This is a genomic window from Rossellomorea sp. DUT-2, from assembly GCF_052665285.1.
Map to the genome: position 1 here is coordinate 484,703 of NZ_JBQPEO010000001.1, position 13,154 is coordinate 497,856.

Genomic DNA, 13,154 nt, shown 5'->3' on the forward strand with positions numbered 1-13,154 from the left:
CCTCATATTATTCAATATACTCATACATAATTGAAATAGACCATATGATGAAATGTACCGATAACTCGGCAAAAGGGGGAAGGGCATGGACAGACCCAAAATTGGATTAGCCCTCGGCTCGGGTGGGGCAAGAGGATTTGCACATTTAGGGGTTTTAAAGGCATTTGATGATGCAAAGATCCCTGTAGATATGATTGCAGGAAGCAGTATGGGGGCACTTGTGGGCTGCTTTTATGGGGTAGGGCATAAGATGGAAGACCTTTATAAGCTTTCCACCACCTTCAGAAGAAAATATTATTTAGACTTTACCGTTCCGAAGATGGGCTTTATTTCGGGTAAGAGGATAAAAGAATTCATTCAGCTTTTTACACATAATAAAAATATTGAAGATTTAAATATTCCCATAAGTGTTGTTGCCACAGATATTACGAATGGTGAAAAAGTGGTGTTTACGACCGGCCCTATCTCAAGTGCGGTCCGGGCAAGTATTGCGATCCCGGGTATATTTGTACCTGAAAGAATAAACGGACGCTTACTCGTGGACGGAGGAGTCATTGACCGGGTACCTGTTTCGGTTGTTAAAGAGATGGGTGCTGACATCGTCATCGGCGTCGATGTATCTCATGTGAAAAGGAATGCTGAAATCACAACGATTTATGACGTGATTATGCAAAGCATCGATATCCTTCAATTAGAAATCGTCGCACACCGTGAATTTGCTTCTGACTTTATGATCAGACCCCATGTGGAAATGTATAGCACCAGAGCCTTTAAGAATATTGATGAAATTATCGATATGGGGGAGGAAGAGGCGAAGAAGGTTATTCCTTCTATTCAGAAAGCTTTAGATAATTGGAAGGAGTAAAGAGCATGAAAACGAAAACATTAATCAGAACCTTAGTCATCATGACCATTATCATGGTTGCTACATCCTTTTATTATCTTCCCTTTTATGTAACGAAGCCGGGAGGGGCCCATGAACTGGATCCGATCGTAGAGGTGAAGAATGGCTATGAGGACGAAGGTGAACTAATGCTTACAACCGTCAGGATGGGAAGAGCAAATATATATGCCTATCTTTTGGCCAGCTTAAAAAAATACGAATATATCTTCCCGGTTGAGGAAATCAGAAGCCCTCATGAAAGTGACGAGGAGTATAATCTTCGTCAACTGCACCTTATGGCTGACTCTCAAAACCATGCCATTGAAGTGGCCTATAAAAAAGCGGGTAAATTCTATGAATACACCTACAAAGGTATATATGTACTGAATATTTATCCATCTATGCCGGCAGAAGAAGTCTTAATGCCTGGTGATCGTATTACAGCCGTTGATGGGAATACATTTCAATCTTCAGAGGAATTCATTGAATATGTCAGTAAGAAAAAAAGTGGGGATTCTGTGAAGATTACTTACGTTCGGGATAAGGAAGAAAAGGTGGAAACGATCTCCTTGGAGGCTTTCCCTGATATGCCGGATAAAGTTGGTCTTGGAATTACGCTAAGTGACGATAAAGAAATCAAAACCGACCCCTCGGTGAAACTGGATACTGAAGAAATTGGTGGTCCTTCAGCAGGATTGATGTTTAGCTTGGAGATTTATAATCAACTAACGAAGGATGACATTACGAAGGGTCATTCTATTGCGGGGACGGGTACGATTTCCGAAAAAGGGGAAGTAGGACGAATTGGCGGTATAGAGCAGAAGGTCATTGCTGCTGACAAAGCAGGGGCAGAATATTTCCTTGCTCCACATGAAACCGTTACAAAAGAAATGAAAGAAAAGTATCCTGAACTTGAATCGAACTATATTGCTGCCAAAAGGACTGCTGAAGACATTGGTACTGATATGAAGGTAATACCTGTGAAAACCTTTGATGAAGCATTAGCATTTTTACAAACATTAGCAAAATAGTCAAAGAGGCTGTATTAGGTCAGCCTCTTTCTATTTTTTTTATATCATTACAGGCGGTTGAGACCATTCCTGATGTAGCGATTTTTTTCGGGCTGACGCATTTTTTAAACCTAATGAAAATATTTCAGCGGCTCTGACATCTAATTCTATATCACTTTGATTAGCACTTGAAAGCTTACTGATTAAAGGCAAGGGCATTTCTTTTTTCTTAGAATGGAGAAATTCCCTTCCCATTTTATTCATTCCAAGCAGGCGGATATAGCTTGGGGAGGCGTGTCTGTTACGCATCTCTTCCTTGCGGGTATTCGTCAGAATATGCAGGAGCATTCGTTGAAGGCGTGTCCATGTATAGCGCTTTGTTTTAAGCTTCGTCATGAATTCTTCAAAGGAAGTCGAGGTTTTAACACACTCCTTCATCCGATTTTCTATCCCTTCTTCTACTTCATATATCTCCTTCAGTTCCTCTTTGGACGACGAAAGAAGCTTATACTGCAAAATCGTCCAATAATTTTCCCAGCGATGGAATCCTCCATACTCGAGTTGGTACTGAGCTAACTGATCAACGGATGTCGACGGGAGATAAGAATCAATCTTATGATCCCCCTCGCTCGTGAATATGTTTTTCCTTATGCTTGTTGCACTTGCAATTGAAGGAGAAGAGAAGTGTTGATCATGGTACCCGGCAGCTTCCCTTGTAATGGTGTACGCTTTAAGTGACGAGTGAATCTGGTTTCTAGCTTCCATATAATGAAACCCCAGTATATTATTCGGTTTACTTAAATCGATAACGGAGTCTCCGTTCCCTAGTGTTTGAAAGGCTTTGGCAAGGGCGGAAGGATAGCTCATGCCTTCCCGGATAAACCGACTGATATATGTATTATATTGCTCCCGATTTGCTTCAATGAATTCGACCGTTTTCTCAAAAGTATCAATATCCCCATCCTCGCTGCCGAAACAAAAACTCTCACAGCCTATGGAATCAAGGAGTGAAATGGCTCCCCTCGAAAAAATCTCAGCATGCTGAGTGGCAAAACAATAGGGAAGTTCAATCACGACGTCAACCCCTGCTTCTAAAGCCATTCTGGTGCGGGACCATTTAGAGACCAGCGCAGGCTCACCACGCTGCAGGAAATGCCCACTCATAACCGCAACCACTATATCAGCGCCAGTTGCATTCCTCGTTTCCCTTAAATGATGTAAATGACCATTATGAAAGGGATTATATTCTACTACTACACCTGTTGCTTTCATGAAATTCTCCACATCCTTTCTAAGTCAAAACTATCTGCTATGTAGATTATTATATAAGGAAATGATATAGATTCTCTCCTTTTATGACATAATCATAACTAATATTATAAAATATTTGAAAGTCCTTATATTTAAACGTTATAATTACAACACTATGGTTGTAAAGAGTGTAAAGAAAAAATATTGACAAACGGTATTATGAAAGCTATAATTACCTTTGTTGCCTTGAGGTGATTACATTGAAATGGTCAATAATACAATTACAAAAATTTAGAGACAAGGGACTTTCCATTGACGAAACGATTAATTTGGATGAATTGAAAGAAATCGATCCCCAAATTATAGAAGTCTCACCTATTCGAGTGTCCGGAAAGGCAGATATCGGTTCAAACCGCGTCACTTTCCATCTCCATATAGAAGGAAAGTTAGTATTACCTTGCTCAAGAACCCTTGTGGATGTTGATTTACCAGTTGACATTAATACGATTGAAACGTATCTTCTAAATGAAGCTGATTATGATCAGTATGGTGAAGAGGAAGTACATCGTATTCAAGGTGATGTTATTGATTTAAAACCGGCTATTAGAGAATTACTATTACTTGAGATTCCGATGCAAGTAATCAGTGATGAAGCGAGAGAACAAGATGAGATGCCTTCTGGTAAGAACTGGGAAGTGCTGACGGAAGAACAAGCTTATCAAGTCGAACAAGAGGAAGAGAAGAAAGTGGATCCTCGTCTCGCTGACTTAGCAAAACTTCTTGATCAAAACAAGAAATCTTAAAAGCGAAGTACCAGTTCGACTGGCTTCATAATGAGTATGAATCTCTTTTAAGGAGGTGGGAAGAATGGCAGTACCTTTTAGAAGAACATCTAAAACAGCAAAAAGACAACGTCGTACACACTTCAAACTACGTGTACCTGGTATGGTAGCATGCCCAAACTGTGGTGAAATGAAACTAGCACACCGTGTTTGTAAAGAGTGCGGAACGTATAAAGGTAAAGAAGTTGTAAACAAATAATATTGTTTACACCCGAAAAAAGCGTGAAAGAGGCCATGGCTCTTCACGCTTTTTTTATTGTCATTTTCAAGATAGACCTGTTCATCCCATACAGAAAACCTTACACTATAAGTAAGACAGGAGGGGTCTGAAAGTGGGAGAATATATCATACATATGAACAAAGATGGAATACTGCAGTTTATCATCAACCGCCCCGAGAAAAGGAATGCCGTCAGTTATGAAATTATGGAGGGACTCGAAAAAGCTTTAAATGAGTGTATATATAATGATCACGTGAAAGCACTCCTAATAACGGGAAGTGGGGATCGGGCTTTTTGTTCCGGTGGGGATTTGACTCAATTTCATAACCTTAAGACAGAGGGTGAAAGTTATGAAATGCTCAGTAAAATGGGGGGACTCATTACGAGGCTTGCCTTTCTGCCAAAGCCCACGATCGCCTTTATAAATGGAACGGCAATTGGCGGCGGATGTGAGATTGCAACGGCATGTGATTTTAGAATTGCTAAAAGAACTGCGAAAATGGGGTTCGTCCAAGGGAATCTAGCCATTACCACTGGCTGGGGAGGCGGAACCTTACTTCTTGAGAGGATTTCAGTGTCAAATGCGCTTTCACTCCTGATGACAGCCAGGGTAGAAGAAGCGGAATTCCTTCATGATATAGGGTTCGTAGATGAGTTAGTGGATGACATCATGCCAACCCATGAAATTCCCCTCATTAAAATGATCTCATTGAAATCAGAGGGGGTATTGAAGGCATATAAGCAGCAACTCCTTGAGAGATGGGATAAAAAAAGAGTAGAAGAGAATATCGTGAAGGAAATAAGGCAATGCGCTAAGCTCTGGGCAAGTGATGAGCACCATGAAGCAGTGGACAAATTCTTTGAAAAATAAGTGAAACATAACAAAATGGAACAGGTGAAGATTGACTCCCTGTTTCTATTTGTATGCTTAAAAAAATAGCGGTGCAGATTCTATCTTCTCTAGTAAGAGCATATGTATGGATAAACTGGATCTTACAGGGGGGATGGAAATGTCTTCGAATCGACAGGATGCATGGAGTCAAGATGAAGATGTATTGTTAGCGGAAGTGGTATTACGTCATATACGAGAAGGTGGTACCCAGCTTCAAGCGTTTGAAGAGGTAGGAAGAAAACTATCTAGAACATCAGCAGCTTGCGGCTTTCGCTGGAACTCATTTGTTCGCAAACAATATAAATCTGGAATCGAACTGGCTAAAAAACAGAGAAAGCAGTCTAAGAAATATTCTCCAATCGTTAAGGCAAACGAGGAAAAGCAGGAAGTGCCGAAACAACCAGTGGAGAGTTCCTCAGAGCTTGAAGTTCCGGAAGTGTTTTCAATGGGAAGCATGATAAATTATCTTCAAAAAGCAGAGGAAGCCGTTCGAAATGGGGAAAAAGTAAGGAATGAAAATACTCAGCTGCATGGACAAATCTCTTTATTGAAAGAGAAGCTTCAAGAGGTTGAAGAGGAGTTGAAAGAATACGAAGCAAAATTCAATCTCCTTGAAGAAGATCATAAGTCATTATTAGCTATTTTTGAAAAAGCAAGGAAAATGGCTCTATTGCAAGGAAATGAAGATAAGGTAAAGTTTCAGATGGATAAAAACGGAAACCTTCAGCGACTGAATAAATGAAGAGAAAAATAGGCTGGCTAAAGAATATCTTTAGTCAGCCTATCTTTGGGTTTGTATTAACTGATTTTCTGTTCCGTGACACCTTCAGGGAACCATACGTATGGGTTTTCACCTAAATCTCTTTCCACTTCGTATGTTACGGCTTCGAAGCCCATTTTCTCCCAGAACCCCTGGGATTTGATACGGGAATTTGTTTTAATGGGTAAACCAAAGCTTTTTGCGAATTCTACCAGCATTTTTCCATAGCTTTTGTTTTGATATTTTGGTAATACTTCAAGCTTCCATAGCTCCAAGTAATTTTGGGGAGGATCGAAGTACTGATCAAATCGGGCATTGCGCTGGTACAAACTCATTCTGGCAACCAGCGTATCGCCAAAGTAAATTCCATAAAATGGTGATTCACTGTCGTTTTCAATAATGTTTGCTTGTAAGTCTTCCAACATGGATAATTCCTGAACACCATATTCTTTAAATTTCTTAAACTCTTCGAGAGTTTTATAGTTTACTTTTAATTTCTCCACTTTCACTGCCATCGTATGACCTCCTAAATTGCTGAAAAATAAATCTGGAAAACATGATGAATCATGTATCCGTTTGCAGCTGATCGTGTGATCAAGCAAGTATTTATTATTATTATATAACAAATAAACAAAAAATTCTGCACTTAATTAAGAAAACGTTTACAATAAAGAAGAAGGAATTCGACGATTTTTGTAGAATTCGTAATATGAACAGATGTGTTCTATAAAGAAAGGGGAGAGATTGTGCAGAAGATTCTAATTGCAAATAGGGGAGAAATTGCTTCAAGAATTATTAAAACCTGTAAACAATTAAACATTCAAACAGTCGCGGTTTATTCCGATGCAGATCAGGATATGCCCTTTGTTAAAGAAGCGGATATTGCTCACCGCATAGGTGAATCACAGGTGAACCGCTCATACTTGGTAGTGGACAATATACTCGAGGTAGCTAAAAAGGAAAAAGTGGATGGGATCCATCCCGGATATGGTCTCCTATCAGAAAATGCGGATTTTGCCAGAAGAGTTGCAGAAGAAGGCATCTCATTTATTGGACCTGCTCATGATATCATCGAAAAGATGGGCGACAAGGTAGAGGCTAGAAGAGTGATGCAAGATGCATCCGTACCAGTCGTTCCTGGAAGTGATGGAGGAGTGGACACCCTTGATGCTGCCAAGAGTGTAGCAAATGAAATTGGTTATCCTGTTATGTTGAAGGCCAGTGGTGGAGGCGGGGGAATCGGTATGATTCGCTGTGAAAATGAGCAAGCGCTCGTTCAAAGCTTCGATTCTACTAAAAACCGGGCTAAAGCCTATTTCGGGAAAGAGGAAGTCTTTCTTGAGAAATGTATCGAAAATGCGAGACACGTTGAAGTACAGATCTTTGGAGATCATCATGGGAATTTGGTGCATCTTTTTGAGCGTAATTGCTCTGTGCAAAGAAGAAACCAAAAAGTGATAGAAGAATCACCTTCCCCTGGCCTTTCTCAAGAAACGAAGGAGAAAATGTTTGCATCTGCCATCCAAGCTGGTAAAGCAGTAGACTATACGAATGCTGGAACAGTGGAGTTCATCGTTGATGATGAGGAAAATTTTTATTTTTTGGAAATGAATACACGACTTCAAGTGGAACATCCGGTCACTGAATCCATCACGGGATTAGATTTAGTGAAGTGGCAACTTTTGGTAGCTTCTGGTGAGCCTCTTCCTCTATGCAAACAGGAGGAAATCCATGTAAACGGTCATGCCATTGAGTTCAGGGTATATGCTGAGGATCCAAAGACTTTTTACCCGTCTCCAGGTCAGTTAACGACCTTACGATGGGGTAAAGGGGATGATGTACGAATAGACAGCGGTTATGAAGAGGGGAATAAAGTCACTCCTTTCTATGATCCGATGATCTCTAAATGCATCATCAAAGGAGATGACCGTGAGGATGCGTTACATAAAGCCAAGCTCTTCTTTGAAGGGGTAAACATTGAAGGGGTTAAAACAAATGTCACTCTCTTCAAGGATATCATTGAAGATAGAGGCTTTATTGAAGGAACTTATACAACGAAGTGGCTACAGGACTTTTTAACGGCCAACCAAACGTAAGATTAATAAATGCAGGACATTAAGGTAGTGTCTGTAAAGAATTCAACTAAAAGAGAACAAACTGGAGGAATCAATCATGAAGGAAATTACATCATCAATGGCAGGAACGGTTTTAAATGTACTGGTAGAACAAGGTGGAGAAGTGTCTGTTGGAGATACTGTCTTAATGCTAGAATCAATGAAAATGGAAATCCCTGTTGAAGCTGAAACGGGAGGTAAGGTTTCTGAAATTAAAGTGAGTGTAGGGGATTTTGTCAATGAAGGGGATGTATTACTCGTTATTGAAGGTTAACTCGAGTATGCAGACATTAAGTCAGAGATGATGTGTTCATCTCTGACTTGTTTACGCATTTACATAAAACGACGGAGGGGATATTATGTCGACATCTAAAACGATCATCAACACTCTCGAACAAACGAGAGAAAGAATCACTTCGGGTGGTCAGCCGAAATATCATGAGAAATTGAAAGAACAGAAAAAGATGTTTGTTCGTGATCGACTTCAACAATTATTTGATAATGGGGATTATCAAGAAGATGGTATGTTTGCAAACAATAAGGCAGAAGATCTGCCTGCGGATGGAGTCGTAACGGCAATCGGAAAGGTTGGAGGCCAGACTGTTTGTGTGATGGCCAATGATTCCACTGTTAAAGCAGGATCATGGGGAGCGAGAACCGTTGAGAAAATCATTCGGATTCAAGAAACCGCGCTGAATTTAAAAGTGCCTATCTTTTATTTAGTAGATTCGGCCGGAGCTCGTATTACCGATCAGTTAGATATGTTCCCTAATCGACGTGGGGCAGGTAAAATCTTTCACAATCAAGTGAAAATGTCAGGAATGGTTCCGCAAATTTGTGTTCTTTTTGGTCCTTCAGCAGCTGGTGGAGCGTATATCCCTGCTTTTTGTGACATAGTGATCATGGTTGATGGGAATGCGTCTATGTACCTTGGTTCTCCTCGAATGGCAGAGAAAGTGATCGGTGAGAAAGTAACGCTTGAAGAAATGGGTGGTGCAAGAATGCACTGCACTGTCAGTGGATGTGGAGATCTTCTTGCAGCATCTGAAGAGGAAGCGATTGAAGAAGCGAAGAGATATTTAAGTTATTTCCCAGCGAATTATGAGCACAAGCCTGCCGTTAAGGAAGGTCTCGCTCCTAAGCATGAGAAGCTGTTGGAAGACATTATCCCGGAACATCAAAATGCACCTTTTAATATGTACGATTGCATAGATACATTAATTGATGAAGGAAGTTTCTTTGAAATGAAAAAACTTTTCGCTCCTGAATTAATCACGGGCTTCGGGCGCATGGATGGTAAAGTGGTCGGGATCATTGCCAATCAGCCGAAGGTAAAGGGAGGAGTCCTATTCCATGATTCTGCGGACAAGGGGGCGAAATTCATTCAGTTATGTGATGCCTTCCATATTCCGTTATTATTCCTGGCCGATGTACCTGGGTTTATGATAGGGACAAAAGTGGAGAGAGCCGGGATCATCCGCCATGGAGCAAAGTTGATAGCTGCCATGAGCTCTGCAACGGTTACGAAGATATCTGTTATTGTAAGAAAAGCATATGGCGCGGGTCTATATGCAATGGCAGGTCCAGCTTTTGATCCGGATGTTTGTATTGCCCTCCCTACAGCCCAAATTGCTGTAATGGGACCGGAAGCAGCCGTAAATGCGGTTTATTCAAATAAGATACAAGCTATCGAAGATCCAAAAGAGAGAATTCAATATGTTCAAGAAAAGCAGAAGGAGTATAAAGAGCATATCGATATTTACAAATTGGCATCGGAATTAATTGTTGATGAAATTACAGCACCGAATGAGTTGCGTTCTGTATTAATTCAACGTTATAAACTTTATGAAACGAAAGATGTTCAATTTAGTGAAAGAAAACATCCCGTATATCCTGTTTAAACAAGGTTATGTATGGCTCGTTCCTTTGGGACGGGTCTTTTCTTTCGAGTGAAGGATGATTCTTTTAGCCTATGGTTTTCTAGTTGCCGAAAATTTGGTAAACTATTCTTAAAAACTTGTATGAGTAAGGAGTCATTATGAAAATAGGAATCATTGGAGGAGGAGCGGTTGGGCTTTTGTTTGCAGGGTATTTGGGACAAAAGTTTGATGTCACTCTTATTGTAAGGAGAGAGCTACAGGTTCAGAGCCTGTTAATGGACGGTATAACTGTACATAAAGGAGGCTCTTCATTCATAACGCGTGTCGACTCTGATCTTCTTACAGAAGTTCCCATGAAGTTTGACTTCGTCATTGTGGCAGTGAAGGAATATGATTTAAAACCCCTGGAAAAAGTGTTGGAGCTTATGGATAAGAATCAACCCCTATTATTTCTTCAGAATGGAATTGGTCATTTGGAATGGGTGGAATCTTTGCCCCACCACAATTTACTAGCGGGTTCCGTAGAGCATGGCGCTCTGAAAGAAAACGACCACGTGCTTCATCATTTAGGAATAGGGAAGACAAATCTTGCTTTAATTAAAGGAGAATGGGGAGCTGTAGAAGAATTAGTATCACAGAGTATTCCTTCTTTTCCATTTTTGTTAAAACAAGACTTTGAGGAAATGCTCCTAACTAAGTTATTCGTCAACGTACTCATTAACCCTCTGACGGCTTTAACCCGGGTAAGGAACGGGAAGCTTGTTGAGAACCCACATCTTCATCAATTACAAAGGGGCTTATTCCAAGAGCTGCTTCTCCTATATCCTCATATGGAAAGAATTATTTCCTTTGAAGGGGTGGTGGAGATTTGCAAAAATACATACGAAAACAGGTCTTCCATGCTAAAAGACATTGAATCTGAAAGGAAAACAGAAATAGAGTCTATCTTAGGCGTTCTTCTGGAAAAAGCACAAAGAGAACACCATTTTGTACCCATCATGAATGTAGTATACAGATTAGTTAAAGGAATTGAACGAGAAGGTCTGGGGGGATAAAATGGCTTCAATTTTTTCGACCATCATTGCCATATTTGTGTTAATCCCATTTTTGGGATATTTCATCAGTTTCATTCTAGCGAAAGAGATTATGAAGAACCATCGGAAAGCCGTTCATCTGGCCATAGATGTTACAACCTTTTTATTAATCGTCTCAGTTCACTTCATCGTCATTGCCATTTGGCAAACCTCATACCTATGGCTGATCTTCCTTATCATTTGCTCCATTGGAGTTTTATTTGCCATCCTGTACTGGAAAGCGAAGGGTGAGATCCATTACCCTAAGGTGCTGAGAGGTTTCTGGCGACTGAACTTTCTGTTATTCTTTACGGCGTATATAACACTGATGATCACAGGACTGATCCTCCGTATTCTGGATTTATATTAGAAAAAACAACAGGCAAGTTTTTTCCTTTTCTTCACGTGGAATGATATACTCATCGTTAGGATATAAAGTGCTAGAAAAGGAGTCATTCAAATGGAAGTGGAAAGCTTAAACATTCCAGCAATAAATAAGTTCGCCTCTCAATACTTAAAACAAGAAGAGCCAGTCACTTCTTTTTTTCACTATAATGTAAACAGTTCCTCCGTCTATTCTGACCGGATGAAAGATTTAGCTTCCCGTCAGTTTCAGAGAGAGGATCTTGCAGAATGTATATCTTCTTATATGAAGTCATTGCCGTCATCTGAAAAGGTAGAAGAATCGCTGGGGAAATTGAGAAACGATGCCGTAACCGTCATCGCTGGGCAACAGGCCGGTCTAATGACTGGTCCACTCTACACCATACATAAAATCATTTCGGTCATTCAACTAGCCAGGAAACAGGAAGCTGAGTTAAAGCATCCTGTAGTACCTGTTTTTTGGATTGCGGGTGAAGATCATGATTATCAAGAAGTGAATCATATTTACGTTGAAAATGGATCAAAGCTTGAAAAGATCGGATATCCGGAGAGAATAACAGAAAAGAAAATGACCTCTCATATTACGTATGAAAAAACAGTCATGAAGAAATGGCTTGATGACATATTAGTAATACTGGGAGAAACAGAGCATACAAAACAGCTGGCATCCGATCTGACTAAAATGATTGACGAAGAAGAGGATATTGTTCGATTCTTTGCCCATTTCGTGATGAGCTTATTCAAAGATTTCGGATTATTGGTCATCGATTCTGCTTATCCCCTATTAAGGAAGCTTGAAGCAAGACATTTTCACCATTTGATTGAAAACAGTCAACCCATCACTGATAAGGTGCTTGAGCAACAAGAAGAAATCCGGAAAAATGGGTATGGAACTCAATTGGACATTTCCCCATTAGCCGCTAATCTATTTATCCAGCTTCAGGATGAACGTGCTTTGTTAGAAAGAGAAGGGAATAAGTTCTTTGAGAAGAATAGCGGTAAAGCCTATTCTAATCTTGAACTACTTTCCATTCTGGATGAAAGTCCGGAATCATTCAGCAATAATGTTGTCACTAGACCCATGATGCAAGAATGGTTATTTCCAACACTCGCATTTGTGGCAGGCCCTGGTGAAATTGCCTATTGGGGTGAATTGAAAAAAGCCTTTGAATATGTGGACTTGAAAATGCCTCCAGTTGTCCCAAGGTTAAATATAACCATAGTGGAACGAGAGATAGATAAGAGAATCCAAGATCTTCAATTAACTCTGCATGGAGTGATTACAGAAGGAGTTTCTACGGCTCGTGATGCATTTTGGAAGTCCCTTGAGCGCCCTGATTTAAAGTTTGAAATGAATGAAATACAGGAAGAACTGCAGCGTAAATATGAAAAGATTCGCGAACAGGCAGTTAGTATCGATCAGGGGTTACATCCGATCATTGAAAAGAATCTTGAATTCCACTTGAGTCAATTCGATTATCTACGCAACAAAGTGGACAAAGCCTTGAAGGATAAGAATTCATTAACTTTTAATCAATTCATGAAGGTGGAAAACAGTATCAGGCCAAATGAAGGCCCACAGGAAAGAACTTGGAATGTCCTTTATTTCTTAAACAAATACGGACCTTATTTTGTGAAAGACCTGACACTTCTTGAATTCACATTTGATGGGACTCACAAAGTGGTCTATATCTAATTGAAGACTCGTACGATATTAATAGTCTCGACAAGCAAAAAAATAAAAGGACCTAATTCGTTTTATATTGCGAATTAGGTCCTTTTTACGTTGTATAAAGACAAATTTCACCTATGGAAATTGTCTGGAAAAGAGAGAAAAACACTAAT

At 40.0% G+C, this 13,154-nt stretch carries 14 protein-coding genes; 12 read left to right on the plus strand and 2 right to left on the minus strand.

The window, feature by feature from the left end:
• The first annotated feature begins 85 nt into the window (after positions 1-85).
• Both ACOSV2_RS02520 and ACOSV2_RS02525 read left to right on the plus strand, forming a co-directional pair.
• Positions 86-865, plus strand: coding sequence for a patatin-like phospholipase family protein (locus ACOSV2_RS02520; RefSeq protein WP_113968323.1), 780 nt, complete (start codon positions 86-88; stop codon positions 863-865).
• Positions 866-870: 5 nt separating this feature from the next.
• Entirely contained in the window at positions 871-1,914 is a 1,044-nt protein-coding gene (locus tag ACOSV2_RS02525) for a SepM family pheromone-processing serine protease (protein WP_428973810.1), read from the plus strand.
• 39 nt (positions 1,915-1,953) lie between these two features.
• Here ACOSV2_RS02525 and ACOSV2_RS02530 read toward each other — a convergent pair whose 3' ends face one another.
• Positions 1,954-3,165, minus strand: coding sequence for a nucleotidyltransferase (locus ACOSV2_RS02530; protein ID WP_428973811.1), 1,212 nt, complete (start codon positions 3,163-3,165; stop codon positions 1,954-1,956).
• A gap of 239 nt (positions 3,166-3,404) precedes the next feature.
• On the opposite strand from ACOSV2_RS02530, the gene ACOSV2_RS02535 reads away from it, so the two are divergent.
• From ACOSV2_RS02535 to ACOSV2_RS02550, 4 genes are all read left to right on the plus strand, one after another.
• Positions 3,405-3,947 carry a YceD family protein gene (locus ACOSV2_RS02535; RefSeq protein WP_324748010.1) on the plus strand — a complete coding sequence of 181 codons (543 nt, stop codon included), beginning with the start codon at positions 3,405-3,407 and terminating at the stop codon, positions 3,945-3,947.
• A gap of 64 nt (positions 3,948-4,011) precedes the next feature.
• Complete coding sequence (gene rpmF, locus ACOSV2_RS02540) at positions 4,012-4,185, plus strand: 50S ribosomal protein L32 (RefSeq protein ID WP_044337494.1); 174 nt, start codon at positions 4,012-4,014, stop codon at positions 4,183-4,185.
• A 133-nt stretch (positions 4,186-4,318) separates the two neighbouring features.
• Positions 4,319-5,077, plus strand: coding sequence for an enoyl-CoA hydratase/isomerase family protein (locus ACOSV2_RS02545; RefSeq protein ID WP_428973812.1), 759 nt, complete (start codon positions 4,319-4,321; stop codon positions 5,075-5,077).
• Positions 5,078-5,216: 139 nt separating this feature from the next.
• Positions 5,217-5,840: an RsfA family transcriptional regulator gene (locus ACOSV2_RS02550; RefSeq protein WP_113968318.1), complete on the plus strand. Its 624-nt coding sequence runs from the start codon at positions 5,217-5,219 to the stop codon at positions 5,838-5,840.
• A 56-nt stretch (positions 5,841-5,896) separates the two neighbouring features.
• Here the strand turns inward: ACOSV2_RS02550 and ACOSV2_RS02555 are convergent, their stop codons facing one another.
• Positions 5,897-6,373, minus strand: coding sequence for an N-acetyltransferase (locus ACOSV2_RS02555; RefSeq protein WP_428973813.1), 477 nt, complete (start codon positions 6,371-6,373; stop codon positions 5,897-5,899).
• A 231-nt stretch (positions 6,374-6,604) separates the two neighbouring features.
• On the opposite strand from ACOSV2_RS02555, the gene ACOSV2_RS02560 reads away from it, so the two are divergent.
• From ACOSV2_RS02560 to bshC, 6 genes are all read left to right on the plus strand, one after another.
• Positions 6,605-7,954, plus strand: a complete 1,350-nt coding sequence (locus ACOSV2_RS02560; RefSeq protein ID WP_428973814.1) for an acetyl-CoA carboxylase biotin carboxylase subunit — start codon at positions 6,605-6,607, stop codon at positions 7,952-7,954.
• A gap of 76 nt (positions 7,955-8,030) precedes the next feature.
• Positions 8,031-8,246 (plus strand): biotin/lipoyl-binding carrier protein, encoded by a 216-nt coding sequence (locus ACOSV2_RS02565; RefSeq protein WP_113968315.1) that lies wholly within the window; start codon positions 8,031-8,033, stop codon positions 8,244-8,246.
• Positions 8,247-8,331: 85 nt separating this feature from the next.
• On the plus strand, positions 8,332-9,873 hold the full coding sequence (locus ACOSV2_RS02570; protein ID WP_428973815.1) for an acyl-CoA carboxylase subunit beta: 1,542 nt from the start codon (positions 8,332-8,334) through the stop codon (positions 9,871-9,873).
• 137 nt (positions 9,874-10,010) lie between these two features.
• Positions 10,011-10,907, plus strand: coding sequence for a ketopantoate reductase family protein (locus tag ACOSV2_RS02575; RefSeq protein WP_428973816.1), 897 nt, complete (start codon positions 10,011-10,013; stop codon positions 10,905-10,907).
• A gap of 1 nt (position 10,908) precedes the next feature.
• Positions 10,909-11,295, plus strand: a complete 387-nt coding sequence (locus tag ACOSV2_RS02580; protein ID WP_113968312.1) for a DUF3397 domain-containing protein — start codon at positions 10,909-10,911, stop codon at positions 11,293-11,295.
• A gap of 90 nt (positions 11,296-11,385) precedes the next feature.
• Positions 11,386-13,005: a bacillithiol biosynthesis cysteine-adding enzyme BshC gene (bshC, locus tag ACOSV2_RS02585; RefSeq protein ID WP_428973817.1), complete on the plus strand. Its 1,620-nt coding sequence runs from the start codon at positions 11,386-11,388 to the stop codon at positions 13,003-13,005.
• Positions 13,006-13,154 lie beyond the last annotated feature (149 nt).

Bases quoted from the DNA above. Each gene is read 5' to 3' on its own strand.
- ACOSV2_RS02565 (WP_113968315.1), top strand. From the start codon at position 8,031: ATGAAGGAAATTACATCATCAATGGCAGGAACGGTTTTAAATGTACTG.
- ACOSV2_RS02570 (WP_428973815.1), top strand. From the start codon at position 8,332: ATGTCGACATCTAAAACGATCATCAACACTCTCGAACAAACGAGAGAA.
- ACOSV2_RS02575 (WP_428973816.1), top strand. From the start codon at position 10,011: ATGAAAATAGGAATCATTGGAGGAGGAGCGGTTGGGCTTTTGTTTGCA.
- ACOSV2_RS02550 (WP_113968318.1), top strand. From the start codon at position 5,217: ATGTCTTCGAATCGACAGGATGCATGGAGTCAAGATGAAGATGTATTG.
- bshC (WP_428973817.1), top strand. From the start codon at position 11,386: ATGGAAGTGGAAAGCTTAAACATTCCAGCAATAAATAAGTTCGCCTCT.
- ACOSV2_RS02525 (WP_428973810.1), top strand. From the start codon at position 871: ATGAAAACGAAAACATTAATCAGAACCTTAGTCATCATGACCATTATC.
- ACOSV2_RS02580 (WP_113968312.1), top strand. From the start codon at position 10,909: ATGGCTTCAATTTTTTCGACCATCATTGCCATATTTGTGTTAATCCCA.
- rpmF (WP_044337494.1), top strand. From the start codon at position 4,012: ATGGCAGTACCTTTTAGAAGAACATCTAAAACAGCAAAAAGACAACGT.
- ACOSV2_RS02555 (WP_428973813.1), bottom strand. From the start codon at position 6,373: ATGGCAGTGAAAGTGGAGAAATTAAAAGTAAACTATAAAACTCTCGAA.
- ACOSV2_RS02520 (WP_113968323.1), top strand. From the start codon at position 86: ATGGACAGACCCAAAATTGGATTAGCCCTCGGCTCGGGTGGGGCAAGA.
- ACOSV2_RS02530 (WP_428973811.1), bottom strand. From the start codon at position 3,165: ATGAAAGCAACAGGTGTAGTAGTAGAATATAATCCCTTTCATAATGGT.